This window comes from Pseudomonas sp. HLS-6 (assembly GCF_002753995.1).
In the GTDB taxonomy this organism is placed as follows: Bacteria; Pseudomonadota; Gammaproteobacteria; order Pseudomonadales; family Pseudomonadaceae; genus Aquipseudomonas; species Aquipseudomonas defluvii.
Genome location: NZ_CP024478.1, coordinates 1,096,186 through 1,120,726 on the forward strand (window position 1 = coordinate 1,096,186; position 24,541 = coordinate 1,120,726).

The window sequence follows — 24,541 nt, forward strand, 5'->3', positions numbered from 1 at the left end:
ATGAGCGAGTTGTTATCCACCGTCAGTGAGCACCTGCTGGCGCCAGGTGGTCTTACCCTGGACAGCCTGCAGTCGGTGCTCGGTGAGCTGGCCGGGCCCGGTATCGATGCCGCCGACCTGTACTTTCAGGGGCAGATTTCCGAGTCGTGGGCACTGGAGGACGGCATTGTCAAAGAGGGCAGCTTCAACCTCGATCAGGGGGTAGGTGTTCGTGCCCAATCCGGTGAAAAAACCGGTTTCGCCTACAGCAATGCGATCAACCTTGAGGCCTTGAGCTCGGCGGCTCGTGCTGCCCGTTCAATTTCCCGAGCTGGACAGAACGGCAGTGTTCAGGCGTTCAAAAGCCAGGACGTGGTGCAGTTGTACTCGCCGGACAATCCACTTGAGGTCATCAGCCGTGCCGAGAAGGTCGAGCTGCTCAAGCGTGTCGATGCGGCAACCCGCAAGCTGGACCCACGTATCCAGCAGGTCAGTGTCAGCATGGCCGGCGTCTGGGAGCGCATCCTGGTCGCGGCCGCCGACGGTAGCCTGGCTGCCGATGTGCGACCGCTGGTGCGTTTCAACGTCAGCGTGATCGTCGAGCAGAATGGTCGCCGTGAACGCGGCGGCCACGGCGGCGGCGGGCGCACCGACTACCGTTTCTTCACCGATGAGCGTGTCATGGGCTATGCCCGTGAGGCATTGCGTCAGGCCTTGGTCAACCTTGAGGCGGTTCCGGCGCCGGCCGGGACATTGCCGGTGGTTCTCGGCCCGGGCTGGTCAGGGGTGTTGCTCCATGAAGCGGTCGGCCATGGTCTTGAGGGTGATTTCAACCGCAAGGGCAGCTCGGCCTATAGCGGTCGTTTGGGGGAGCAGGTCGCGTCCAGTCTCTGCACCATTGTCGACGACGGTACCCTGGAAGGGCGCCGCGGCTCGCTGAGCGTCGATGACGAAGGTACCCCCACCGAATGCACCACCTTGATCGAGAACGGCATCCTCAAAGGCTACATGCAGGACAAGCTCAATGCCCGCTTGATGGGGATGGCGCGCACCGGTAACGGCCGGCGTGAGTCCTATGCGCACTTGCCGATGCCGCGCATGACCAACACCTACATGCGCGCCGGTGATAGCGACCCGGCTGAAATCATCGCTTCGGTGAAGCGTGGCCTGTACTGCGCAAACCTTGGCGGCGGGCAGGTGGATATCACCAGTGGCAAGTTCGTGTTTTCCACCAGTGAGGCCTACCTCATCGAGGACGGCAAGATTACCACGCCGGTGAAGGGAGCGACCCTGATCGGTAACGGGCCGGAGGCCATGAGCCGTGTGTCGATGGTCGGTAACGACCTGTCGCTGGACAGTGGTGTCGGCACGTGTGGCAAGGATGGGCAATCGGTGCCTGTGGGTGTGGGTCAGCCGACGCTGAAGATCGATGCGATCACCGTGGGTGGCACGGGCGCATGACGAAAAGGTCGAGCCGGCAGGGTGCCGGCTCGGCTACGAAGATCAGCGCAGGCCGCGCTGGGTTTCGTCGAGGTCGCGGATGTACTTGAAGATCTTGCGGCTGGCAGTTGGCGGCTTGTTGCGCGCCAGCTCATGCTGGGCCTGACGGATCAGCGAGCGCAGCTGTTGGCGATCCGCTTCGGCGTATTCGTTGACGAAACGCTCGAGGTCTTCGTCGGTGCCGCCGATCAGACGGTCGCGCCAGCGTTCAAGGTTGTGGAATCGTTCGTTGTACTGGCGAGTGGAGGCATCGAGTTGGTCCAGCAGCGCAAGAATGGCCTCGATGTCCTGATCGCGCATCAATTTGCCGATGAACGACAAGTGGCGTTTACGGGCAATGTGGGCGGTGTGTTTGCTGGCATCGGCCAAGGCCCGGCGCAGGGCGTCGGTCAGCGGCAGGCGTGCCAGGGTGTCCGGCTTGAGCGTTGTAAGGCGCTCGCCGAGGTCGACCAGCGCATGCAGCTCGCGCTTGATCTGGGTTTTGCTTTTTTCGCCTTCGTCGAAGGCATCGTCGTAAGAATCAACCATGGTGGCAGTCCGCGTGGAAACGCCGCCATGATAACCAGTCGGGGGCCGCTTGTCCGGCCCGGTCGTGAGTTGACCCGTGCCGAGAGCAGATTTTGAGTGGAGAAGACCATGAGTTCAGTCCAGAGCGTAGGTCCGCAAGCCCTGCCGGCACTGCAGGAGCAGGTCGAGCAGATCATTGCCGAGGCCCGGCGCCAAGGCGCCAGTGCCTGCGAAGTAGCCGTTTCGCTGGAGCAGGGGCTGTCGACCTCGGTGCGTCAACGTGAAGTAGAGACGGTTGAGTTCAACCGTGACCAAGGCTTTGGTATCACTTTGTACGTTGGTCAGCGCAAAGGTTCGGCCAGCACCTCGGCCAGCGGCAGTGAGGCGATTCGTGAAACCGTTGCTGCCGCACTGGCGATTGCCAAGCACACCTCCGAAGACGATTGCGCCGGGCTGGCTGATGCCGCGTTGATGGCTCGCGATTTGCCGGACTTCGATCTTTACCATGCCTGGGACATCACTCCGGAACAGGCCATCGAGAAGGCCTTGGCCTGCGAGGCGGCGGCATTCGAGGCCGATCCACGGATCAAGAATGCTGATGGCACCACCCTCAATACCCATCAGGGCTGCCGCGTCTACGGCAACAGCCATGGTTTCATCGGCGGTTATGCCTCGACGCGTCACAGCTTGAGTTGCGTGATGATCGCCGAGGGCGATGGGCAGATGCAGCGCGACTACTGGTATGACGTCAATCGTCAGGGCGAGTTGCTGGCCGACCCGCAGAGCATTGGCCGGCGCGCTGCGCAGCGTGCTGCCAGCCGTCTGGGCGCGCGCCCGGTACCCACCTGCGAGGTGCCGGTGCTGTTCTCGGCGGAACTGGCCGGTGGGCTGTTCAGCAGCTTCCTGTCGGCGATCTCCGGTGGAAACCTGTACCGCAAATCGTCGTTCCTCGATGGCGCCATGGGCCAGCAGTTGTTCCCGAATTGGCTGACCCTGGATGAGCGTCCGCACCTGCAGCGTGCCTTGGGCAGTGCGGCCTTCGATGGTGATGGGCTGGCAACCTATGCCAAGCCATTCGTCAAAAACGGTGAGTTGGTGTCTTATGTTCTGGGCACTTATTCCGGGCGCAAACTGGGCATGCCGAGCACCGCCAACGCCGGTGGTGTGCACAACCTGTTTGTCACCCATGGTGATGAAGATCAGGCTGCACTGCTGCGTCGCATGGGGCGCGGCCTGTTGGTCACTGAACTGATGGGGCATGGCCTGAATATGGTGACAGGCGATTACTCCCGTGGCGCGGCAGGTTTCTGGGTGGAGAACGGTGAGATCCAGTTTGCGGTTCAGGAGGTGACGATCGCCGGCAATATGAAAGACATGTTCCAGCAAATCGTTGCAATCGGTAATGATCTGGAAACCCGCAGCAATATCCACACTGGCTCCGTACTGATCGAGAAAATGACGGTCGCTGGTAGCTGATTCCCTTGGGCCTGGCCATAACTATGTAGGATCAGGTCATCTGTTTGCAGGCGTAGAGTCCGTTCTGTCGTTCGATAAGGATACGAACACTGAAACGGACTCTCGTACTGTCGTGGCGTAAGCCCTTCTTCGCTGTTCGTCCTTCTTGAACGTATCGCTTGCCCGGCGAACGTGCGCGTTAGCGCTGCGCAGGCCTCACTTTACCTGGCTCAAGAAAAGGATTTCCCAATGATGAATGATGTGAACAAGGCGCCGGAGGCTGTAGGGCCTGAAAATCTGCCCGACTTGAAGGCGCATGTCGAAGTGCTGCTTGCTGAGGCTCGCGCACAAGGTGCAGCGGGTGGCAGATGATCACGTGGACCCCCTGTACACCGACGCTACAGCTTGGCTTGGGCTGGCAGTCTACGTTGGTCAGTGCAAGGCTGAGGTGAGCATCGACCTGAATGAGGAATTCTCGCCTGATGAAGCGGTGAGTTCTCCATGCGCGGCATTGGTTTCTGGATTGAGCATGGCGAGGTGCAGCATGCGCTGAACCCGTTTATTGTCTCGGGCAATATGAACGCACTGTTCAAGCAAATCGTTGCTGTAGGCCGTGATCGCGAGCCCGTTGGACGCTCATTGGGGCGCTCGCTTCTGATTGAACAACTAGATATCGTGAGTGATTGAGCAACTGTCGTAGTGGATCCTACGTCTGGTAGCTCGGCTTGGTGTTGGACTACCAGAAGGGCACGCGGCTGTGTGAGACAAGGGGGCAGTAGAATGCTTGTGCGTTATTCGCCTTCGTCAAAGCGATTGTTGATCAGCTCAACCAGTGCGTTGAGTGCCTCTGTGTCGTCTTCACCTTCGGTGTGCAGGTGTACCTGAGTACCTTTGCCTGCTGCGAGCATCATCACGGCCATGATGCTCTTGCCATCGACCAGTTTGTCCGGTGCACGGCCAATTCGTACCTGGCAAGGAAAACGGCCTGCAACGCCAACGAACTTGGCGGCTGCGCGGGCATGCAGGCCCAGCTTGTTGATGATGGTTATTTCAAGAGCAGGCATCGCACAAGAGTCCTGTGGCTAGAGGTCGCGGTGGCGGACCTGGACGTTCTTCAGCGATTGCTGCAGCAACTGACCCAGGCGTTCGGTCAGATAGACCGAGCGATGATGACCACCGGTACAACCGATGGCAATGGTGACATACGCACGGTTGCTGGCGGCAAAGCGGGGTAGCCATTTGAGAAGATACCCGGAGATATCCTGGAACATGTCTTCGACATCCGGCTGGGCGGCCAGGTAGTCGATTACCGGTTGCTCAAGCCCGGAGTGATCCCGCAGTTCTGGCTTCCAGTAGGGGTTGGGCAGGCAGCGCACATCGAACACCACGTCAGCGTCTACGGGCATTCCACGCTTGAAGCCGAATGATTCGACCAGGAACGCAGTACCCGGCTCGGGTTGATTGAGCAGGCGAAGCTTGATCGAGTCTTTGAGCTGGTACAGGTTCAGGTTGGTGGTGTCGATCTTCAGGTCGGCCAGATCGGAAATAGGACCGAGCAGTTCGGTCTCGACCCGGATGGCCTCAGCCAGCGAGCGCTGAGCGTTGGTCAGCGGGTGACGGCGACGGGTTTCCGAGAAGCGCTTGAGCAGGGTTTCTTCATCGGCGTCCAGATACAGCACATCGCATTGGATATGCCGGTTGCGTGCATCTTCAAGCAGTTCCGGGAACCGGGATAGATGGCTTGGCAGGTTGCGTGCATCAATGGACACGGCAACCTTGGGTTGCATCAGTTCGGTATTGATCAGCGCACTTTCGGCAAGCTGCGGCAGCAAGCCGGCTGGAAGGTTGTCGATGCAATAGTAGCCATTGTCCTCAAGCACATCGAGGGCAGTGCTTTTACCTGAGCCGGACCGGCCGCTGACGATGATCAAACGCATGTTCAGTGCCCGTTCTGTACATCCAGTACGACCTGATACAGGGACTGGCTATCGCCGGCCGCACGCAGTTTTTCGCGAACGTCCTTGCGGTCAAGCATGCTGGCGATCTGGCGCAGCAGCTCCAGGTGCTCGTCGGTGGCGGCTTCCGGAACCAGCAGTACGAACAGCAGGTCTACGGGAGCACCATCGATGGCGTCGTAATCTATGGGGGCATCCAGGTGGAGCAGCGCACTAATCGGTGCGGTGCAGCCACTGAGGCGGCAGTGTGGAATGGCGATACCGTTGCCGAAACCGGTTGAACCCAGTTTTTCGCGGGCAATCAGGCTCTCGAAGACATCTTGCATTTCCAGATCCGGTACTTCCCGGTCAATCAGGTTGGCAATGTGTTCGAGTACGCGTTTTTTACTGCCGCCCGGCACGTTCACAAGTGAACGGCCGGGGGTCAGGATATCTTCAAGTCGGATCATGAGTGGGGGGGATCAGCGAGCGGCTGCACCTTGCAGCAAGGCCTGCTGTTTTTCCTTGTGTTTTTTCAGTTGGCGGTCGAGCTTGTCGGCAAGCAGGTCGATCGCGGCATACATGTCTTCATGCTCGGCATTGGCGACGACTTCGCCGCCTGGGATGCGCAGGGTGGCCTCGATTTTCTGTTTCAGCTTCTCGACCTCCAGAATGACCTGCACATTGGTGATCTTGTCGAAGTGACGCTCAACACGCTCGAGTTTTTCCCCGATATAAGTGCGCAGCGCTTCGGTGACTTCTACTTGGTGTCCACTGATGTTGACTTGCATACAGCTTCTCCTTTTGTTGCCGGTGCATAAAGAGGCAGGTATTGCGCCTGCCACTTGAATTGCGGTGGCGCACCTCAGGTGCGTTACATCAGTCGCTTGCGTTCACTCGACGGTGCAATGCCGAGCGACTCGCGGTACTTGGCGACGGTGCGTCGTGCTACCTGGATGCCTTGTGCCTCCAGTAAACCAGCGATCTTGCTGTCACTCAATGGCTTTTTCTGATTTTCCGCTGCAACCAGTTTTTTGATGATCGCGCGAATCGCCGTGGACGAGCATTCTCCGCCTTCGGAGGTGCTGACATGGCTGGAGAAAAAGTACTTCAGTTCGTAAATTCCACGCGGGGTATGCATGTACTTTTGCGTGGTCACCCGGGATATGGTCGATTCGTGCATGCCCACCGCTTCGGCGATGTCGTGCAGCACCAGCGGCTTCATGGCCTCGTCACCGTGGTCGAGGAATCCACGCTGGTGTTCGACGATCTGGGTGGCAACCTTCATCAGCGTTTCGTTGCGGCTTTGCAGGCTCTTGATGAACCAGCGGGCTTCCTGAAGCTGATTGCGCATGAAGGTGTTGTCTGCGCTGGTATCGGCGCGGCGTACAAAGCCTGCGTATTGTGGATTGACGCGCAGGCGTGGGACGGCTTCCTGGTTCAGTTCAACCAGCCAGCGATCGCTGTCCTTGCGCACGATCACGTCAGGCACCACGTATTCGGGTTCACTGGACTCGATCTGTGAGCCGGGGCGTGGGTTCAGGCTTTGTACCAGTTCGATCACCTGGCGCAGCTCGTCTTCCTTGAGCTTCATGCGGCGCATCAGCTGGCTGTAGTCGCGGCTGCCGAGCAGGTCGATGTAGTCGCTGACCAGTCGTTGCGCTTCAGTCATCCAGGGTGTTTGTGCCGGCATCTGACGCAACTGCAACAACAGGCATTCGCTCAGGTTGCGGGCGCCTATACCGGCAGGCTCGAATTGCTGGATGCGGTGCAGGACGGCTTCCACTTCGTCCAGTTCGATATCGAGTTCCGGGTCGAAGGACTCACAGACCTCTTCCAGGGTTTCGTCGAGATAGCCCTGGTTGTTGATGCAGTCGATCAGGGTGACGGCAATCAGTCGGTCGGTATCCGACATTGGCGCCAGGTTCAACTGCCACAGCAGGTGGCTCTGCAGGCTTTCACCGGCCGAGGTGCGGGTGGTGAAGTCCCACTCGTCGTCATCGTTGCTGGGAAGGCTGCTGGCGCTGGTTTGATAGATATCTTCCCAGGCGGTGTCTACCGGCAGCTCATTGGGAATACGCTCGTTCCACTCACCTTCCTCAAGGCTTTCCACGGGAGTGGCGGTTTCCTGGAAGCTGGTTTCCTGGGATTCCGAGGTCGGCTTGGATTCGGCGTTATCCGCCATCGGGTCGCTGTTATCGAAGTCGTCGCCATCTTCCTGGCGTTCGAGCATCGGGTTGGATTCCAGGGCTTCCTGGATTTCCTGCTGCAGGTCCAGTGTGGAAAGCTGGAGCAGACGGATGGCCTGTTGCAACTGCGGTGTCATCGTCAGTTGCTGGCCCATTCTTAGGACGAGCGATGGTTTCATGGCAGGGGCTTAACACCTTATTCGCCGGCGCACATGCGCCATCCACTACAAGGGCGCCGAAGCGCCTTCTTTAAGCAAATTATATGCCTGAAACCGAGGTGTTTGCCTAGAGCGCTGTAACAAATAAGCCGGTATTTGGGCGGATCGTCAGCGCTCTGGCGGTGCCTCGCACCTCGGGCTTACAGGCGGAACTCGTGGCCGAGGTAAACCTCTTTAACCAGTTCGTTGGCCAGGATGGTTTCTGCATCACCTTCGGCGATTAGGCGACCATCGTTGACGATGTAAGCGGTTTCGCAGATATCCAGTGTTTCACGGACGTTGTGGTCGGTGATCAGAACGCCAATGCCTTTGGCTTTCAGGTGGTGGATGATCTGCTTGATGTCGCCGACCGAGATCGGGTCGACACCGGCAAACGGTTCGTCGAGCAGGATGAATTTCGGTGCAGTCGCCAGTGCGCGGGCGATCTCCACACGGCGACGTTCACCACCGGAAAGGCTCATGCCGAGGTTGTCGCGGATGTGGCTGATGTGAAACTCCTGCAGCAGGCTCTCCAGTTCCTTGCGACGCCCTGCGGCGTCCAGCTCTTTGCGTGTTTCCAGGATCGCCATGATGTTGTCGGCCACCGACAACTTGCGGAAGATCGAGGCTTCCTGGGGCAGGTAGCCAATCCCAGCGCGTGCACGGCCGTGCATCGGCTGGTGGCTGACATCCAGGTCGTCGATGAGCACGCGGCCCTGGTCGGCCTGTACCAGGCCGACAATCATGTAGAAGCACGTTGTCTTGCCGGCGCCGTTAGGGCCGAGCAGGCCGACGATCTGGCCGCTGTCGATTGACAGGCTGACGTCACGTACGACTTGTCGACTCTTGTAGCTCTTGGCCAGGTGCTGGGCTTTGAGGGTTGCCATTACTCGGCCTTCTTCTTCGGCTGGATTACCATGTCGATGCGTGGGCGCGGTGCGGTAATGTTGCTGCCGCGGCCGGCGGTGGCGACCTGAGACTTGGTGTTGTAGACGATTTTCTCGCCTTCGGTAGTGTTGCCTTCGTTGATCACCTTGGCCCGGTCAGTCAGAACCACCAGGTCTTTCAATGCCTGGTATTGGATCTGCACGGCATAGCCTTGCATCTTGTCCGGCTTTGCAGCGCTTTGTTGCTGCTCGAAATACGCCAGGTTGCCCACCGAAGTGACCACGTCGATATCGCCGGAAGCGGAGCGGGTGATGGTCACGGTGTTGCCTTTGATCATCATCGAGCCTTGGGTGATGATCACGTCGCCGGTGTAGGTGGCAATGCCTTTCTTGTCGTCCAGTTGGGCGTTATCGGCCTGGATGCGGATTGGCTGGTCGCGGTCGTTCGGCAGGGCCAAGGCGCTCGCGCTTCCCAGTGCTGCGCTCAGGCTGAGCAAAAAGGGGAGGGTTTTAACGAGCCTCATACTGTCCTCTTACGTTGGACAGCAGGTCCATCCTGCCGTCTTTCAAATACGCTTTCATTCCCTTGCCCGTAGTGGTTCCACCGGCGCCGTCGATTCTAACGGCTTGATCGGTTTGAGCATATTGCTTCTGTGGGAATACCGTCATGCGGGTCGTGGTAATAATGGTTTCGCGGTTCTGTTCATCGGTGCGGGCAACCCGTACCGAGTCAATCAGCTCGACTTCGGTACCGTCCGGGTTGACCTCGCCGCGTTCGCTCTGAACGTGCCAAGGGTAGGCGGTGCCGCGGTACATGTGCAGGTCGGGCGTGGTCAGCAGGGTGATCTCGCTGGCCTGCAGGTGCTCGACCTTGTCTGCCGTCATGTCGTATTGCAGCTTGCCGTCAGGTAGAAACTGAACGCTGTGGGCATTGGTGGCGTAATAGTCGATGGCGCCTTTGTCGACAGTGGCCACCGGTTTCTCGAGGAAAGTATCGGGGCCGACCTTCCAGTAGCCAACCGCCGCCAGCAGGACGGCGATCGCCCCGAGCAGCGCAATGTTGCGGATTTTATTGCTGAACATGTGTCGCCCTACAGATAGTTGGCGTTTGCCGCATCGAGGTTGCCTTGGGCTCGCAGGATCAACTCGCAGAATTCGCGAGCGGCACCTTCGCCACCGCGTGCGAGGGTAACGCCATCGGCGTGTTCGCGTACGAAGGCCGCGGCGTTGGCCACGGCCATTCCCAAGCCAACCCGGCGGATGACGGGCAGGTCCGGTAGATCGTCGCCCAGGTAGGCAACCTGTTCATAGTCTAGGCCGAGCTGGCCGAGAAGTTCGTCCAGTACGACCAATTTATCTTCACGCCCTTGGTACAGGTGCGGGATGCCGAGGTTTTTCGCTCGGCGTTCGACCACCGGTGTCTTGCGACCGCTGATGATCGCGGTGGTCACACCCGAGGCCATGAGCATTTTGATGCCTTGACCGTCCAGGGTGTTGAAGGTCTTGAACTCGCTGCCATCTTCGAGGAAATACAGGCGACCGTCGGTGAGGACGCCATCAACATCAAAAACGGCCAGTTTGATGGCCTTGCCGCGCTGCAGCAGATCGGTTTGCATTACATTACTCCCGCACGCAGCAGGTCGTGCATGTTCAGTGCGCCTACCGGGTGATCGTCCGTGTCTACGACGACCAGGGCGTTGATCTTGTGGTCTTCCATGATTTTCAAGGCCTCGGCGGCGAGCATTTCGGCGCGGGCGGTTTTGCCGTGCGGTGTCATCACGTCTTCGATTCGCGCCTTGTGCAGGTCGATGTTGCGGTCGAGCGTGCGGCGCAGGTCGCCGTCAGTGAAGATCCCGGCCAGACGGCCGTCGGCTTCCAGTACCACGGTCATGCCCAGGCCCTTGCGGGTCATTTCCATCAGGGCATCCTTGAGCAGGGTGCCGCGGGCAACCTGGGGCAGCTCGGCGCCGGCGTGCATGACGTTTTCGACTTTCAGCAGCAGGCGTCGGCCCAGTGCGCCACCGGGGTGCGAGAACGCGAAGTCCTCTGCGGTGAAGCCTCGCGCTTCCAGCAGGGCAATGGCCAGTGCATCGCCCAGCACCAGGGCTGCGGTGGTCGAGGAGGTTGGCGCCAGGTTAAGCGGGCAGGCTTCCTGTTGCACACGGGCGTCAAGGTTGACTTCGGCGGCTTTGGCCAGTGGCGAATCCGGGTTGCCGGTGAGGCTGATGAGTTGAATGCCCAGGCGTTTGATCAGCGGCAGCAGGGTCACGATTTCAGCGGTTGAACCGGAGTTCGACAACGCCAGGATGATATCGTCACGGGTGATCATGCCCATGTCGCCATGGCTGGCTTCGGCAGGGTGGACAAAGAACGCCGGTGTGCCGGTACTGGCCAGGGTTGCGGCGATCTTGTTGCCGATGTGCCCCGACTTGCCCATGCCGACTACCACGACCCGGCCTTTGCTGGCCTGGATCAGCTCGCAGGCCTTGACGAAATCAGCGTCGATATGGGCAAGCAGGCCTTCTACCGCTTCAAGTTCGAGGCGGATGGTGCGTTGTGCGGATTGGATCAGGTCGCTGGATTGGCTCATGTGGAAAATCGGATTGCCTGATGAAAAGGCGGCGATTATAGCGGGAATGCGCGAAAGCCTCACCTGCGAATCGCTGTCAGTGGCGTGTCAGTCGTTCATTTTTGGCTCAAGGAAGTCTGCGCAAGCGCTGCGATGGCCTTGGGGCGGCCCTGTCTGCGGTGCTATAGTTCGCCGCCAGTTCGGCCCGCTCAGGGCGTGCGTGCCTCCATGAAGGAGGTGGACGTCTGAGTGAGAAGGCTGCATCGCAAGGAGTTTAGATGAGCGTTGATAACGCCTACGCGGTCGAGTTGAAGGGCGTAACCTTCAAGCGCGGTTCGCGCAGTATCTTCAATAATGTCGATATACGCATTCCCCGAGGCAAGGTCACCGGCATTATGGGGCCATCCGGGTGTGGCAAGACCACGCTGCTGCGGCTGATTGGTGCGCAGCTGCGACCGGCCAGCGGCGAAGTCTGGGTGGCGGGGCAGAATTTGCCGACCCTGTCACGAAGCGACCTGTTCGATGCACGCAAGCAGATGGGCGTGCTGTTCCAGAGTGGCGCCCTGTTCACGGATCTCGACGTGTTCGAGAACGTCGCCTTTCCCCTGCGCGTTCATACGCAATTGTCTGATGAGATGATTCGCGACATCGTGCTGATGAAGTTGCAGGCGGTGGGCTTGCGCGGTGCATTCGAGCTGATGCCCGACGAGCTGTCAGGCGGCATGAAGCGTCGTGTGGCGCTGGCCCGTGCAATTGCCCTGGACCCGCAAATCCTCATGTACGACGAACCCTTCGTTGGCCAGGATCCGATCGCAATGGGCGTGTTGGTACGCTTGATCCGCCTGCTCAACGATGCCCTGGGTATCACCAGTATCGTCGTTTCGCATGACCTGGCGGAAACCGCCAGCATTGCCGACTACCTCTATGTGGTGGGTGATGGGCAGGTATTGGGGCAAGGCACGCCGCAGGAGCTGATGAGCTCCGATAACCCCCGTATCCGTCAGTTCATGAAAGGCGATCCGGACGGCCCGGTGCCCTTCCATTTTCCTGCGCCTGACTACCGCGCCGATTTGCTGGGGAAGCGTTAGATGCGCAGAAAATCGTTACTTGAGCGTATTCGTCTTTTCGGTCGCTCGGCCATTGATGTGCTCGCCGTGCTGGGTCGCTCCTGGCTGTTCCTGTTACATGCGTTGATTGGGCGTGGCGGTATTGGCGGCAGCTTTCAGTTGCTGATCAAGCAGCTCTACTCGGTCGGCGTGTTGTCGCTGGCGATCATCGTGGTTTCCGGTATTTTCATCGGCATGGTGCTGTCGTTGCAGGGCTTCAATATCCTGAGCAGCTATGGCTCGGAACAGGCAGTAGGGCAGATGATTGCCTTGACCTTGCTGCGTGAGCTTGGCCCGGTGGTGACCGCGCTGCTGTTCGCCGGGCGGGCCGGTTCTGCATTGACCGCTGAAATCGGCAACATGAAGTCCACCGAGCAACTGTCCAGTCTTGAGATGATCGGTGTCGATCCGCTCAAGTACATCGTTGCCCCACGCCTGTGGGCAGGCTTCATTTCCCTGCCGCTGCTGGCAATGATTTTCAGTGTGGTGGGTATCTGGGGTGGGTCCTGGGTCGCGGTTGACTGGCTGGGGGTCTATGAAGGCTCTTTCTGGTCCAACATGCAAAACAGTGTGTCCTTCACCGATGATGTGCTTAACGGGATCATCAAGAGCCTGGTATTTGCCTTTGTCGTCACCTGGATCGCCGTATTCCAAGGCTATGACTGTGAGCCCACCTCAGAGGGGATCAGTCGTGCCACTACCAAGACCGTGGTCTATGCCTCGTTGGCAGTCCTGGGTCTGGACTTTATTCTGACCGCCTTGATGTTTGGAGATTTCTGATGCAAAACCGCACCCTGGAAATCGGTGTCGGCCTGTTCCTCCTGGCCGGGATCCTGGCGCTGCTTCTGCTGGCACTGCGTGTCAGCGGCCTGTCTGCCAGCCCGAGCAGCGATACCTATAAACTTTATGCCAACTTCGACAATATCGCCGGTTTGACGGTCAGATCCAAAGTGACCATGGCCGGTGTCACCATCGGTCGGGTCACGGCCATCGACCTCGACCGCGACAGCTTCACCGGTCGCGTGACCATGGAACTGGAAAAACGCCTGGACAATCTGCCTTCGGACTCCACGGCATCGATCCTGACCGCGGGGTTGCTGGGTGAAAAGTACGTGGGTATCAGTGTCGGTGGCGATGAGACGGTGTTGAAGGATGGCGGCGTCATCCATGACACCCAGTCGTCATTGGTGCTTGAGGACCTGATCGGCAAGTTCCTGCTCAACAGTGTTGGCAAAGAAGCCAAATAAGGAGTTTCTATGATCTCTATTCTGCGACGCGGCCTGCTGGTGTTGCTGGCTGCACTGCCAATGTTTGCGGGCGCGGCAGTGGCCCCGTCGGCTCATGACCTTATCCAGGGTACGACCAATGAACTGCTGTCCGACCTGAAGTCGAATAAAGAGCAGTACAAGGCCAACCCAAGCGCCTTCTACGACGCCCTCAACCGTATCCTTGGGCCGGTAGTGGATGCCGATGGCATCTCGCGCAGCATCATGACCGTTAAGTATTCGCGCAAGGCCACGCCTGAGCAGATGACGCGCTTTCAGGAGAACTTCAAGCGTAGCTTGATGCAGTTCTACGGCAACGCCCTGCTGGAGTACAACAACCAGGGTATTACGGTCAGCCCGGCCAAGGATGAAAGCGGTACTCGGACCAGCGTTGACATGAAGGTCACGGGTAACAACGGCGCGATCTATCCGGTTTCCTACACGCTGGAGAAAATCGATGGCGTCTGGAAAGTGCGTAATGTGATCGTCAATGGCATCAACATCGGCAAGTTGTTCCGTGACCAGTTTGCCGATGCCATGCAGCGCAACGGTAACAACCTGGACAAAACCATCGATGGTTGGGCTGGCGAAGTCGCCAAGGCCAAGGAAACGGCGGAGCAGTCCACCGAGAAGCAGACGCAATGAGCAGTGCCTCTGTTCAGTGGGGTGAGGCCGGTGTCCTGAACCTTTCGGGTGTTCTGGATTACCGCACGGGCCCGACCTTGCGCAAGGAAGGTAAGGTGCTGATCGCTTCCGAGAAGGCGCCCACGCTGGTGCTCGACTGCTCTGCGGTGGAGAAGTCGAGTAGTGTAGGCCTTTCCCTGTTACTGGCTTTCATGCGTGATGCCAGTGCAAGCGGGAAAACCGTCGAAGTGCGCGCAATGCCCCAGGACATGCGCGAAATCGCAGAGGTCTATGGCCTCTCCGAACTGTTGGCGGGCCGATAATCGGCCCCGTCTAGCGGCCCCTCGGTCAGAGTCCTCGTTTACGGGGTTCGCAGGCGAGGGGCTTTTTTGTATGATGGCCGACCCGCGCGCACAGGGCGCCGATTGAGGTTGAGCATGCAGGCCGTAGAAGTTAAGAGCTTCCTTGAAGAAAAGTTGCCGGGAACCCGGGTCGAAGTTGAAGGCGAAGGCTGCAACTTCCAGTTGAATCTGATCAGCGACGAGTTGGCGGCCCTGAGCCCGGTCAAACGTCAGCAAGCGATCTATGCTCACCTGAACCCGTGGATCGCCGATGGCAGCATCCATGCGGTAACCATGAAATTTTTCAGCAGCGCAGCCTGGGCTGAGCGCACCTGAGCCAATTGGCGCGAGACTCAAATGGATAAACTGATTATTACTGGCGGTTCTCGTCTTGATGGCGAAATCCGCATTTCCGGGGCGAAGAACGCCGCCCTGCCGATTCTGGCTGCCACCTTGTTGGCTGACGGCCCTGTGACGGTTGGCAACCTGCCACACCTGCACGACATCACCACCATGATCGAGCTGTTCGGACGTATGGGCATTGAGCCTGTCATCGATGAAAAGCTTTCGGTGGAAATTGACCCGCGCAGCATCAAGACGCTGATCGCGCCTTACGAGCTGGTGAAAACCATGCGCGCCTCGATCCTGGTACTCGGCCCGATGGTCGCGCGCTTTGGCGAGGCTGAAGTGGCCCTGCCTGGCGGTTGCGCCATCGGCTCGCGTCCTGTCGACCTGCACATTCGTGGCCTTGAAGCCATGGGCGCGAAGATCGAAGTCGAGGGTGGTTACATCAAGGCCAAGGCACCTGAAGGTGGCTTGCGTGGTGCGCACTTCTTCTTCGACACCGTCAGTGTGACCGGTACCGAGAACATCATGATGGCGGCGGCGCTGGCCAAAGGCCGCAGCGTACTGCAAAACGCCGCGCGTGAGCCGGAAGTGGTCGACCTGGCCAACTTCATCAACGCCATGGGCGGCAAGGTTCAGGGCGCTGGCACCGACACCATCACCATCGATGGTGTCGAGCGCCTGGGTTCGGCGACCTACCGCGTCATGCCTGACCGTATCGAGACCGGTACCTACCTGGTGGCTGCCGCCATTACCGGTGGTCGCGTCAAGGTCAAGGACACCGATCCAACCATCCTCGAAGCGGTTCTTGAGAAACTCAAGGAAGCCGGTGCCGAAATCACCACGGGTGAAGACTGGATCGAGCTGGACATGCACGGCAAGCGGCCTAAAGCCGTGAACCTGCGCACCGCCCCATACCCGGCGTTCCCGACGGACATGCAGGCGCAGTTCATCTCCCTCAACGCCATCGCCGAAGGCACTGGTGCGGTGATCGAGACGATCTTTGAGAACCGTTTCATGCACGTGTACGAGATGCACCGCATGGGCGCCTTGATCCAGGTCGAAGGCAACACGGCCATCGTTACCGGGACCAAGACCCTCAAAGGCGCGCCAGTGATGGCGACTGACCTGCGGGCTTCGGCCAGCCTGGTGCTGTCGGCGCTGGTTGCCGAAGGTGATACCCTGATCGACCGCATCTACCACATCGACCGTGGTTATGAGTGCATCGAGGAAAAACTGCAGATGCTGGGCGCGAAGATCCGCCGCGTACCGGGCTAGTCTGCCTGCGGCGCAAGGACGCGCCACACATTGCTGGACCGAATTGAATGCTGTCGAGCCTGCTGTGCGGCTCGACGGGCACATGCCGCATAAGGACCGACGTTTCATGTTGACCATCGCGCTGTCCAAGGGCCGTATTCTTGACGATACCCTGCCGTTGCTGGCAGAGGCGGGCATTGTCCCGACCGAGAATCCGGACAAGAGCCGCAAACTGATCATCCCGACGACCCAGGCCGATGTACGCCTGCTGATCGTGCGGGCCACCGACGTGCCGACGTATGTCGAGCATGGTGCCGCCGATCTGGGTGTGGCCGGCAAGGACGTGTTGATGGAGTACGGTGGTCAGGGCCTTTACGAGCCGCTGGATTTGCAGATTGCCAAGTGCAAGCTGATGACCGCCGGCGCAGTCGGTGCTGCCGAACCCAAAGGCCGTCTGCGGGTGGCGACCAAGTTCGTCAACGTTGCCAAGCGCTACTATGCCGAGCAGGGCCGTCAGGTCGATATCATCAAGCTCTATGGCTCGATGGAGCTGGCGCCTTTGATTGGCCTGGCTGACAAGATCATCGACGTCGTCGATACCGGTAATACCCTGCGGGCAAACGGCCTGGAGCCCCAGGAACTGATCGCGACCATCAGCTCCCGCCTGGTGGTCAACAAAGCGTCCATGAAAATGCAGCATGCGCGTATTCAAAGCCTGATCGATACCCTGCGTCAGGCCGTAGAGTCGCGACACCGCGGTTGATACCTGCGCGCGACCTTCGCTGTCGCGCCCGTCTATCCGCGTCATAGCCAACTTTTTCAGGTGCCCTCGCGGATCGGCTGCTACGTTAAGGGCGCCTGAGCATCCGCCAATTATTGAGGCCCTCGCTATGACCACGTCCACTGCTATTGCCCGACTCAATGCCGCTGACCCGGATTTCGCCCGACATCTGGATCATCTGCTGAGCTGGGAAAGTGTGTCCGACGACACGGTCAATCAGCGCGTGCTGGACATCATCAAGGCCGTGCGCGAGCGCGGTGACGCCGCACTGGTGGAGTTCACCCAGCGTTTTGATGGGGTTGAAGCCACCTCGATGAGCGACCTGATTCTCGGTCGCGAGCGCCTGGAACTGGCCCTGAGCCGAATCACTGTCGCCCAGCGCGAAGCACTGGAAAAGGCTGCTGCGCGGGTTCGCAGCTACCACGAAAAACAGAAGCAGGACTCCTGGACCTACACCGAGGCCGATGGCACCGTGTTGGGTCAGAAAGTCACGCCGTTGGACCGTGCGGGCTTGTACGTACCCGGCGGCAAAGCCTCCTACCCGTCTTCAGTGCTGATGAACGCCATTCCGGCCAAGGTCGCTGGTGTTGCCGAGGTGGTAATGGTCGTGCCGACTCCGCGTGGCGAGGTCAATGAACTGGTACTGGCTGCTGCCTGCATCGCTGGCGTTGATCGCGTCTTCACTATTGGTGGCGCCCAGGCCGTTGCAGCGCTGGCCTATGGTACCGAAAGCGTGCCGCAGGTCGACAAGGTGGTAGGGCCGGGCAACATCTACGTCGCAACCGCCAAGCGCCATGTGTTCGGCCAGGTGGGGATCGACATGATTGCCGGTCCTTCTGAAATCCTGGTGGTGTGTGATGGCCTGACCGATCCGGACTGGATCGCGATGGACCTGTTCTCCCAGGCCGAGCATGACGAAGATGCCCAGGCCATTCTGGTAAGCCCGGACGCGGCCTTCCTTGATCGCGTCGCTGCGAGCATCGACAAGCTGTTGCCGACCATGGACCGTGCCGAGATCATCAAGACCTCGATCAATGGCCGTGGCGCCCTGATCCAGGTGCGCGACATGCAGCAGGCTATCGAGGTGGCCAACCGTATTGCCCCCGAGCACCTGGAGCTGTCGGTTGCCGACCCGCAGGCCTGGCTGCCGCAGATTCGTCACGCCGGGGCCATCTTCATGGGCCGTCACACCAGCGAGGCGCTAGGCGACTACTGCGCCGGGCCGAATCACGTCTTGCCGACTTCCGGCACGGCGCGCTTTTCCTCGCCTCTGGGGGTGTATGACTTCCAGAAGCGTTCCTCGATCATCTTCTGCTCCGAACAAGGCGCTTCCGAACTGGGCAAGACCGCTTCGGTCCTGGCCCGTGGCGAATCGCTCAGTGCTCACGCGCGCAGCGCCGAATACCGCATCATTGCCGACAACGAGGGGAACTGAACATGAGTAAATTCTGGAGCCCCTTCGTCAAGGACCTGGTGCCTTACGTGCCGGGTGAGCAGCCGAAACTGACCAAACTGGTGAAGCTCAATACCAACGAGAATCCGTATGGGCCCTCGCCGAAAGCCCTTGAGGCCATGCGCGCCGAGTTGAATGACAACCTGCGTCTGTACCCTGACCCGAACAGCGATCTGCTCAAGCAGGCCGTGGCCGAGTACTACGGCGTGCAGGGTAACCAGGTGTTCCTGGGTAACGGTTCCGATGAAGTGCTGGCGCACATCTTCCACGGCCTGTTCCAGCATGACGCGCCGCTGTTGTTCCCGGACATCAGCTACAGCTTCTATCCGGTTTACTGCGGCCTTTACGGTATTCCGTACGAGGCGGTAGCGCTGGATGAGCAGTTCCAGATTCGCGTCGAGGATTATCAACGAGCGAATGCCGGGATCATCTTCCCGAACCCCAACGCGCCAACTGGCTGCCTGCTGGCCCTGGACGCCATTGAGCAGTTGCTCAAGGCCAACCCGGATTCCGTGGTGGTGGTCGACGAGGCCTACATCGACTTCGGTGGGCAGACGGCGATCAGCCTGGTAGACCGTTATCCGAACCTTTTGGTTACCCAGACCCTGTCCAAGTCGCGTTCGCTGGCCGGCTTGCGTGTGGGCCTGGCGGTTGGTCATCCAGACCTGATCGAGGCGCTGGAGCGGATCAAGAACAGCTTCAACTCCTACCCGCTCGACCGTATGGCCATTGTCGGGGCTGCGGCGGCGTTCCAGGACAAGGCTTACTTTGACGAGACCTGCCGCAAGGTCATCGACAGCCGCGAACATTTGGTGGCAGAGCTCACCGCGCGCGGTTTTGAAGTGTTGCCGTCGGCGGCGAACTTTATCTTTGCCCGTCATCCTGAGCAGGATGCTGCCGGCCTGGCTGCCCGTCTGCGTGAACAGGGCGTGATTGTGCGGCACTTCAAACAAGCGCGTATCGCGCAGTTCCTGCGGATCACCATCGGTACCCCGGAGCAGAATCAGGCGTTGCTCGACGCGTTGAACTGATATCGGTTGGGCCCTCTCGCCGGCCAGGCTGGCTCTTGCGCATGTGTATTGCACTGGAGCTGGTCTGGCCGGCGATTGCATTTGTACCGCAGTCTAACCCCTTTGCTGGAGCCCGACGGATGAACCCTGAACACGCTGCTGCCCGTGACCGCGAAGCGCGTGGAGCGGAACTCGACGAACTGCTGATCGACGCTGAAGCTGACGATGAGCAGGTTCAACAACAGCCCGTGGTATTGCAACGCCCTTGGTTGCTGCTTCTGGGGCTGGTGTTGGTGGCCCTGAACCTGCGCCCGGCGTTGTCGAGCATGGCGCCGGTGCTCGGGCAGGTCTCTGAGAGCCTTGGGCTGAGTGCTTCCCAAGCGGGCCTGCTGACCACCTTGCCCGTGCTGTGCCTGGGCCTGTTTGCACCGTTGGCGCCTGTGCTGGCGCGGCGTTTCGGCAGTGAGCGGGTCGTGCTGGGTGTTCTCTTGTGCCTGGCGGCCGGTATTTTCCTGCGCAGCGTCCTGGGCAGTTTTGGGGTGTTTGTCGGCAGCATACTGGCCGGCGCCAGCATCGGCGTGATCGGCGTTTTGTTGCCGGGTATCGTCAAGCGTGATTTTGCCAAGCATGCCGGTACGCTCACCGGCGTCTACACCATGGCCCTGTGCCTCGGCGCTGCAGTTGCCGCTGGCGCCACCGTGCCGCTTGGTCGTTACTTTGATGACAGCTGGTCGATGGGGCTGGGTTTCTGGTTGCTGCCAGCGGTCGTTGCGGCGCTGTTCTGGCTGCCTCAGGCACGTCAGGGCCATGCGGCGCATAGCGTCGCCTACCGGGTGCGCGGTGTGTGGCGTGATCCGCTGGCCTGGCAGGTGACCTTGTACATGGGGCTGCAGTCGTCGTTGGCCTACATCGTCTTCGGTTGGCTGCCTTCGGTGCTGATCGGGCGCGGCCTCAGCCCGACCGAGGCAGGCCTGGTGTTGTCCGGTTCGGTCATTGTTCAACTGCTCAGCTCGTTGACTGCACCTTGGCTGGCCACCCGGGGCAAGGATCAGCGCTTGGCCATTGTGTTGGCCATGCTGATGACGTTGGCCGGGTTGTTCGGTTGTCTTTATGCGCCGCTGAACGGCCTCTGGGGCTGGGCGGTGGTCTTGGGCTTGGGGCAGGGCGGAGCGTTTGCGCTGGCATTGACCCTGATCGTGCTGCGCTCCCGGGATGCCCATGTCGCGGCCAACCTGTCGAGCATGGCGCAAGGGGTGGGTTACACCCTGGCGTCCCTTGGGCCTTTCGCCGTGGGTGTGGTGCATGACCTGACGGGCGGGTGGAAGGCTGTGGGGTGGATTTTCGCGGTGCTCGGTGTCAGCGCCATAGTCTTCGGCCTCAAGGCCGGGCGCGCCCTGTATGTGAACGCGACCAGCGAGCGGGTCTGATCCGCGCTGGCGGTCAGCGATTGATTTCAGGTGGTGCGCGCTATTCGCCGTGCAAATGTCCGTAGCTTTTCGGCCTCGGCCCGGACTATCGTTCCAGACTCTCTTCTCGGTAATGGATCTGCCCATGAGCGATGCTCACAGTGCCCTGATCACCCGCTTCTATCAGGCCTTTCAGCGGCTGGATGCCGAGGCCATGGTGGCCTGCTACAGCGACGATGTGCTTTTCAGTGACCCGGCCTTCGGCATTTTGCAGGGCAAGGATGCGGGTGATATGTGGCGCATGCTGACGACTCGCGCCAAGGATTTCTCCCTGACGTTCGACAATGTGCGCGCCGATGAGCGCAGCGGTGGCGCTCACTGGGTGGCCACCTACCTGTTCAACCAGACCGGCCGGGTCGTGATCAACGACATACAGGCGCGCTTCGTGTTTCGCGACGGCAAGATCTGTGAGCATCATGACAGTTTCGAAATGTGGCAATGGGCGCGCCAGGCGTTAGGCATGAAAGGTTTGCTGCTGGGGTGGACGCCATGGCTGCAGGGTAAGGTGAGGGCGCAGGCGTTGAAAGGCTTGCGGACGTTTCAGGCTGCCCGCTGAGGCGGTAAGCTGTGAGCCTTGTCGTCTTCTTTACGAATATGCCGTGACCGATAGCCTCTGTGAACTCACCAGCAAACCTTGGTACGTCTACCTGGTGCGCGCCGCCAACGGCTCACTGTACTGCGGTATCAGTGATAACCCGCAACGACGTTTCGAGGCTCATCAGAAGGGGCGGGGCGCTCGTTATTTCAGCACCAGCCCGGCGGTCGCGCTGGTGTATGTAGAGGTGTGGCCGGACAAGGCTGAAGCCCTGCGCCAGGAGCGGCTGGTGAAGAAGCTGCGCAAAAGTGCCAAGGAGGCGTTGGTCGCCTCCTATCTCGCGGTCAGTCCTTGCGACGCTTGAGCTGATCGGTCAGCTGTGTCGGCAAGCCTTTGATGATCAGTGTTCCGGCTTCCTCGTCATATTCGATCTTCGAGCCAAGCAAGTGCGCTTCGAAGCTGATCGACAAGCCTTCGGCTCGACCGGTGAAGCGGCGGAACTGATTCAAGGTGCGCTTGTCGGCAGGAATTTCCGGCGACAGGCCATAGTCCTTGTTGCGGATGTGGTCGTAGAAGGCCTTTGGGCGGTCCTCATCGATCAGGCTGGAGAGTTCTTCCAGGGTTACCGGCTCACCGGCTTTGGTCTGGCTGGTGGCGTAATCGACCAGGGTCTGGGTTTTCTCTCGGGCGGCTTCCTCGGGCAGGTCTTCGCTTTCGACGAAGTCACTGAAGGCCTTGAGCAGGGTGCGGGTTTCGCCGGGGCCGTCCACGCCTTCCTGACAGCCAATGAAGTCGCGGAAGTATTCCGAGACTTTCTTGCCGTTCTTGCCCTTGATGAAGGAAATGTACTGTTTCGAGTTCTGGTTGTTTTGCCACTCGGAAATGTTGATGCGTGCAGCCAGGTGAAGCTGACCCAGGTCCAGATGGCGCGACGGGGTGACGTCGAGCTCGGCGTTAACCGCCACGCCTTCACTGTGGTGCAGCAGGGCGATGGCCAGGTAATCGGTCATGCCTTGCTGGTAGTGGGCAAACAGCACATGGCCACCCACCGAGAGGTTGGACTCTTCCATCAGCTTCTGCAGGTGTTCGACGGCGACACGGCTGAAGGCGGTGAAGGTCGTACCGTTGTCCAGGTACTCCTTGAGCCAGCCACTGAACGGGTGCGCCCCGGATTCGGCATGGAAGAAACCCCAGGCCTTGCCCTGTTTGGCGTTGTAGCTGTCGTTGAGGTCGGCCAGCAGGTTTTCGATGGCGGTCGACTCGCTCAGTTCAGAGTCGCGGGCATGCAGCACGGCTGGGCTGCCATCGGGCTTTTTGTCGATCAGGTGGACGATGCAATGACGGATCGGCATGGGATTCTCGGCTGAAAAAGGGCAGGGCGCTGCCATATTGCAAAGTCGCCCAGTGTAACCCAGACCTGGGGCTGCGCCGTGTCTGGATGTATTGTGAAATGGCCTTTGTTCATTTTTTGTTCGATTTTTTGCGTTTTTTGGCGCAACCCCCCGAAAAACCTGAACATTTGCCTTGCTTGAGGCGGATATTTATTCGCCTCTGTGGTAGCTTTGCCCCCGTCTTGCGCCCCCCTATGTGGCGCATCGCTGGCAGACCGCTCGTGTCACATCGAACCAAACGTCATTTTGCGTATCTACATACGCGATTGGTGTGGCTGTAACACCGAGCCGCCGGGCATTTGCAGGCCTGGCCCGATAGCTGACGCGGCACTCTGCAAACCAACTGAATTTGATAGGGAAGGAACACCACCATGGCATTGACCAAAGACCAACTGATCGCCGATATCGCTGAAGCTATCGACGCGCCAAAAACCACCGCGCGTAACGCTCTGGAGCAACTGGGCCAGATCGTTGCTGATCAACTGGAAAATGGCAGCGAAATCACTCTGCCAGGTATTGGCAAACTGAAAATCACCGAGCGTCCTGCCCGTACCGGCCGTAACCCATCGACTGGCGCTGCCATCGAAATCGCGGCCAAGAAAGTTGTCAAGTTCGTTCCAGCCAAAGTGCTGACCGACGCTGTCAACAAGTAAGTCGTAAGCTGTTCCTGAAGCCGCGCCTGATGTTTGTCTGGCGCGGCTTTTTCATGCCTGCCGTTCGGCCCAGCGTTGCTGGCGCCATTGTTGCCGGGCGGCTGCGTCCTTGAAGGTCCAGGCCACCAGACGGCTTTGCTTCTGTCCTTGCCCCATCTCGACGACGCGATGCTCGAGAGCGCCCGCCTTGTTCAGGGCCGCCTGAATGCCAGGCAGGTTGGAGGCTTTGGAGACCAGGCTGGTGAACCACAGCACCTGTTGACCCATCGCCGCGCTTTCGGTCACCAGTTGGCTGACGAAACGTATCTCGCCACCCTCGCACCACAGTTCATTGTTTTGCCCGCCAAAGTTGAGCACAGGCAGTTTGCGCTTGGGGTCGGCCTTGCCCAGCGCCCGCCATTTGCGCTGGCTGCCACGGGTGGCTTCGTCGCGCGAGGCATGGAAGGGCGGGTTGCACAGGGTCAGGTCAAAGCGGTCTTCAGCGCTGAGCAGGCCGAGCAGGATGTGTTTGCGGTTGCTCTGCAGGCGAAGGCCAATGGCCTTGCCCAGCCCATTGGCCTGGACGATGGCTTTGGCCGAGGCCAGTGCGACGGTATCGATGTCCGAGCCTACGAAGCGCCAGCGGTAATCGCTATAGCCGAGCAGCGGGTAGATGCAGTTGGCGCCCACACCGATGTCCAGCGCCTGGATTTTCGCCCCGCGAGGAATTTCGCCGGCGTTGTCGTCGGCCAACAGGTCGGCAAGTGCGTGCAGGTAGTCGGCGCGTCCGGGGATGGGCGGGCACAGGTAGTCTGCCGGTATGTCCCAGTGCTGGATGCCGTACTGGGCCTTGAGCAGGGCCCGGTTGAAGACCCTTACGGCCTCGGGGTCGGCAAAATCAATGCTGGGTTTGCCGTACGGGTTCGTGATCAGGAAACGGCCCAGTTCCGGGCTGCTTTTGATCAGTTGGGGAAAGTCATAGCGGCCCTGATGGCGATTGCGCGGGTGCAGGGTCGGTTTGTTGGGTGTGCTCATGAGGGTGTCCTGTGGAACGCATCGCGGGCAAGTCCGCTCCTACACGGTTGGTTGTCAACCTGTAGAAGCGGGCTTGCCCGCGA

At 59.7% G+C, this 24,541-nt stretch carries 29 protein-coding genes and 1 pseudogene; 17 read left to right on the top strand and 13 right to left on the bottom strand.

What is annotated here, in order from left to right; genetic code table 11:
* Positions 1-1,440, top strand: coding sequence for a metalloprotease TldD (gene tldD / locus CS390_RS04905; RefSeq protein WP_065759396.1), 1,440 nt, complete (start codon positions 1-3; stop codon positions 1,438-1,440).
* A 42-nt stretch (positions 1,441-1,482) separates the two neighbouring features.
* On the opposite strand, the gene yjgA is transcribed toward tldD, so the two are convergent.
* Positions 1,483-2,007, bottom strand: a complete 525-nt coding sequence (yjgA, locus tag CS390_RS04910; RefSeq protein ID WP_065759397.1) for a ribosome biogenesis factor YjgA — start codon at positions 2,005-2,007, stop codon at positions 1,483-1,485.
* Between the two features lie 108 nt (positions 2,008-2,115).
* Here yjgA and pmbA point away from each other — a divergent pair, with 108 nt between their 5' ends.
* Together pmbA and CS390_RS04920 are read left to right on the top strand one after the other, a co-directional pair.
* On the top strand, positions 2,116-3,462 hold the full coding sequence (pmbA, locus tag CS390_RS04915; RefSeq protein WP_065759398.1) for a metalloprotease PmbA: 1,347 nt from the start codon (positions 2,116-2,118) through the stop codon (positions 3,460-3,462).
* Between the two features lie 477 nt (positions 3,463-3,939).
* Positions 3,940-4,128 (top strand): annotated as a pseudogene (locus CS390_RS04920) (metallopeptidase TldD-related protein); the annotation flags it as partial.
* Positions 4,129-4,232: 104 nt separating this feature from the next.
* Here CS390_RS04920 and CS390_RS04925 read toward each other — a convergent pair.
* From CS390_RS04925 to CS390_RS04970, 10 genes are all read right to left on the bottom strand, one after another.
* Positions 4,233-4,505 carry an HPr family phosphocarrier protein gene (locus CS390_RS04925; protein ID WP_065759401.1) on the bottom strand — a complete coding sequence of 91 codons (273 nt, stop codon included), beginning with the start codon at positions 4,503-4,505 and terminating at the stop codon, positions 4,233-4,235.
* Between the two features lie 18 nt (positions 4,506-4,523).
* Positions 4,524-5,378, bottom strand: a complete 855-nt coding sequence (gene rapZ / locus CS390_RS04930; RefSeq protein WP_099773637.1) for an RNase adapter RapZ — start codon at positions 5,376-5,378, stop codon at positions 4,524-4,526.
* Between the two features lie 2 nt (positions 5,379-5,380).
* A complete protein-coding gene (gene ptsN, locus CS390_RS04935; protein ID WP_099773638.1) occupies positions 5,381-5,845 on the bottom strand; it encodes a PTS IIA-like nitrogen regulatory protein PtsN in 465 nt (154 codons plus the stop codon).
* A 12-nt stretch (positions 5,846-5,857) separates the two neighbouring features.
* A complete protein-coding gene (gene hpf, locus CS390_RS04940) occupies positions 5,858-6,166 on the bottom strand; it encodes a ribosome hibernation-promoting factor, HPF/YfiA family (RefSeq protein WP_065760933.1) in 309 nt (102 codons plus the stop codon).
* Positions 6,167-6,249: 83 nt separating this feature from the next.
* Positions 6,250-7,743, bottom strand: coding sequence for an RNA polymerase factor sigma-54 (locus tag CS390_RS04945; protein ID WP_065760932.1), 1,494 nt, complete (start codon positions 7,741-7,743; stop codon positions 6,250-6,252).
* A 179-nt stretch (positions 7,744-7,922) separates the two neighbouring features.
* On the bottom strand, positions 7,923-8,648 hold the full coding sequence (gene lptB, locus CS390_RS04950; protein ID WP_065760931.1) for an LPS export ABC transporter ATP-binding protein: 726 nt from the start codon (positions 8,646-8,648) through the stop codon (positions 7,923-7,925).
* Entirely contained in the window at positions 8,648-9,172 is a 525-nt protein-coding gene (gene lptA / locus CS390_RS04955) for a lipopolysaccharide transport periplasmic protein LptA (RefSeq protein WP_065760930.1), read from the bottom strand. Before lptA ends, lptB begins: the two co-directional genes overlap by 1 nt.
* Positions 9,159-9,731: an LPS export ABC transporter periplasmic protein LptC gene (gene lptC / locus CS390_RS04960; protein WP_065760929.1), complete on the bottom strand. Its 573-nt coding sequence runs from the start codon at positions 9,729-9,731 to the stop codon at positions 9,159-9,161. The genes lptA and lptC overlap by 14 nt, the downstream gene beginning before the upstream one ends.
* Before the next feature lie 8 nt (positions 9,732-9,739).
* Positions 9,740-10,264 carry an HAD family hydrolase gene (locus CS390_RS04965; RefSeq protein WP_065760928.1) on the bottom strand — a complete coding sequence of 175 codons (525 nt, stop codon included), beginning with the start codon at positions 10,262-10,264 and terminating at the stop codon, positions 9,740-9,742.
* On the bottom strand, positions 10,264-11,238 hold the full coding sequence (locus tag CS390_RS04970; RefSeq protein ID WP_065760927.1) for a KpsF/GutQ family sugar-phosphate isomerase: 975 nt from the start codon (positions 11,236-11,238) through the stop codon (positions 10,264-10,266). The genes CS390_RS04965 and CS390_RS04970 overlap by 1 nt, the downstream gene beginning before the upstream one ends.
* Before the next feature lie 257 nt (positions 11,239-11,495).
* On the opposite strand from CS390_RS04970, the gene CS390_RS04975 reads away from it, so the two are divergent.
* From CS390_RS04975 to CS390_RS05035, 13 genes are all read left to right on the top strand, one after another.
* The gene (locus CS390_RS04975; protein ID WP_065760926.1) at positions 11,496-12,305 is read left to right on the top strand and encodes an ATP-binding cassette domain-containing protein; all 810 of its coding nucleotides are present in this window, start codon (positions 11,496-11,498) and stop codon (positions 12,303-12,305) included.
* On the top strand, positions 12,306-13,103 hold the full coding sequence (gene mlaE / locus CS390_RS04980; protein ID WP_065760925.1) for a lipid asymmetry maintenance ABC transporter permease subunit MlaE: 798 nt from the start codon (positions 12,306-12,308) through the stop codon (positions 13,101-13,103).
* On the top strand, positions 13,103-13,570 hold the full coding sequence (gene mlaD / locus CS390_RS04985; protein WP_065760924.1) for an outer membrane lipid asymmetry maintenance protein MlaD: 468 nt from the start codon (positions 13,103-13,105) through the stop codon (positions 13,568-13,570). The genes mlaE and mlaD overlap by 1 nt, the downstream gene beginning before the upstream one ends.
* 9 nt (positions 13,571-13,579) lie before the next feature.
* A complete protein-coding gene (locus CS390_RS04990; RefSeq protein ID WP_099773639.1) occupies positions 13,580-14,233 on the top strand; it encodes a phospholipid-binding protein MlaC in 654 nt (217 codons plus the stop codon).
* The gene (locus CS390_RS04995) at positions 14,230-14,535 is read left to right on the top strand and encodes a lipid asymmetry maintenance protein MlaB (protein ID WP_099773640.1); all 306 of its coding nucleotides are present in this window, start codon (positions 14,230-14,232) and stop codon (positions 14,533-14,535) included. The genes CS390_RS04990 and CS390_RS04995 overlap by 4 nt, the downstream gene beginning before the upstream one ends.
* 114 nt (positions 14,536-14,649) lie before the next feature.
* Positions 14,650-14,889 (top strand): BolA family protein, encoded by a 240-nt coding sequence (locus CS390_RS05000; protein ID WP_065760921.1) that lies wholly within the window; start codon positions 14,650-14,652, stop codon positions 14,887-14,889.
* Between the two features lie 21 nt (positions 14,890-14,910).
* The gene (murA, locus tag CS390_RS05005; RefSeq protein WP_065760920.1) at positions 14,911-16,176 is read left to right on the top strand and encodes a UDP-N-acetylglucosamine 1-carboxyvinyltransferase; all 1,266 of its coding nucleotides are present in this window, start codon (positions 14,911-14,913) and stop codon (positions 16,174-16,176) included.
* Between the two features lie 106 nt (positions 16,177-16,282).
* Complete coding sequence (hisG, locus tag CS390_RS05010; protein WP_065760919.1) at positions 16,283-16,918, top strand: ATP phosphoribosyltransferase; 636 nt, start codon at positions 16,283-16,285, stop codon at positions 16,916-16,918.
* Between the two features lie 127 nt (positions 16,919-17,045).
* A complete protein-coding gene (gene hisD, locus CS390_RS05015) occupies positions 17,046-18,371 on the top strand; it encodes a histidinol dehydrogenase (RefSeq protein ID WP_065760918.1) in 1,326 nt (441 codons plus the stop codon).
* Between the two features lie 2 nt (positions 18,372-18,373).
* Entirely contained in the window at positions 18,374-19,420 is a 1,047-nt protein-coding gene (gene hisC / locus CS390_RS05020; RefSeq protein WP_099773641.1) for a histidinol-phosphate transaminase, read from the top strand.
* Between the two features lie 119 nt (positions 19,421-19,539).
* The gene (locus CS390_RS05025) at positions 19,540-20,826 is read left to right on the top strand and encodes an MFS transporter (protein WP_099773642.1); all 1,287 of its coding nucleotides are present in this window, start codon (positions 19,540-19,542) and stop codon (positions 20,824-20,826) included.
* A gap of 124 nt (positions 20,827-20,950) precedes the next feature.
* A complete protein-coding gene (locus CS390_RS05030) occupies positions 20,951-21,421 on the top strand; it encodes a nuclear transport factor 2 family protein (protein ID WP_065760915.1) in 471 nt (156 codons plus the stop codon).
* Positions 21,422-21,464: 43 nt separating this feature from the next.
* The gene (locus tag CS390_RS05035) at positions 21,465-21,764 is read left to right on the top strand and encodes a GIY-YIG nuclease family protein (protein ID WP_099773643.1); all 300 of its coding nucleotides are present in this window, start codon (positions 21,465-21,467) and stop codon (positions 21,762-21,764) included.
* Here CS390_RS05035 and yejK read toward each other — a convergent pair.
* Complete coding sequence (gene yejK / locus CS390_RS05040) at positions 21,745-22,752, bottom strand: nucleoid-associated protein YejK (RefSeq protein ID WP_065760913.1); 1,008 nt, start codon at positions 22,750-22,752, stop codon at positions 21,745-21,747. The two genes, CS390_RS05035 and yejK, sit on opposite strands and share 20 nt — an antisense overlap.
* Before the next feature lie 410 nt (positions 22,753-23,162).
* On the opposite strand from yejK, the gene CS390_RS05045 reads away from it, so the two are divergent.
* Positions 23,163-23,444, top strand: a complete 282-nt coding sequence (locus CS390_RS05045; protein ID WP_009398256.1) for an HU family DNA-binding protein — start codon at positions 23,163-23,165, stop codon at positions 23,442-23,444.
* Between the two features lie 51 nt (positions 23,445-23,495).
* On the opposite strand, the gene rlmF is transcribed toward CS390_RS05045, so the two are convergent.
* Positions 23,496-24,458, bottom strand: coding sequence for a 23S rRNA (adenine(1618)-N(6))-methyltransferase RlmF (gene rlmF, locus CS390_RS05050; protein ID WP_099773644.1), 963 nt, complete (start codon positions 24,456-24,458; stop codon positions 23,496-23,498).
* Positions 24,459-24,541 lie beyond the last annotated feature (83 nt).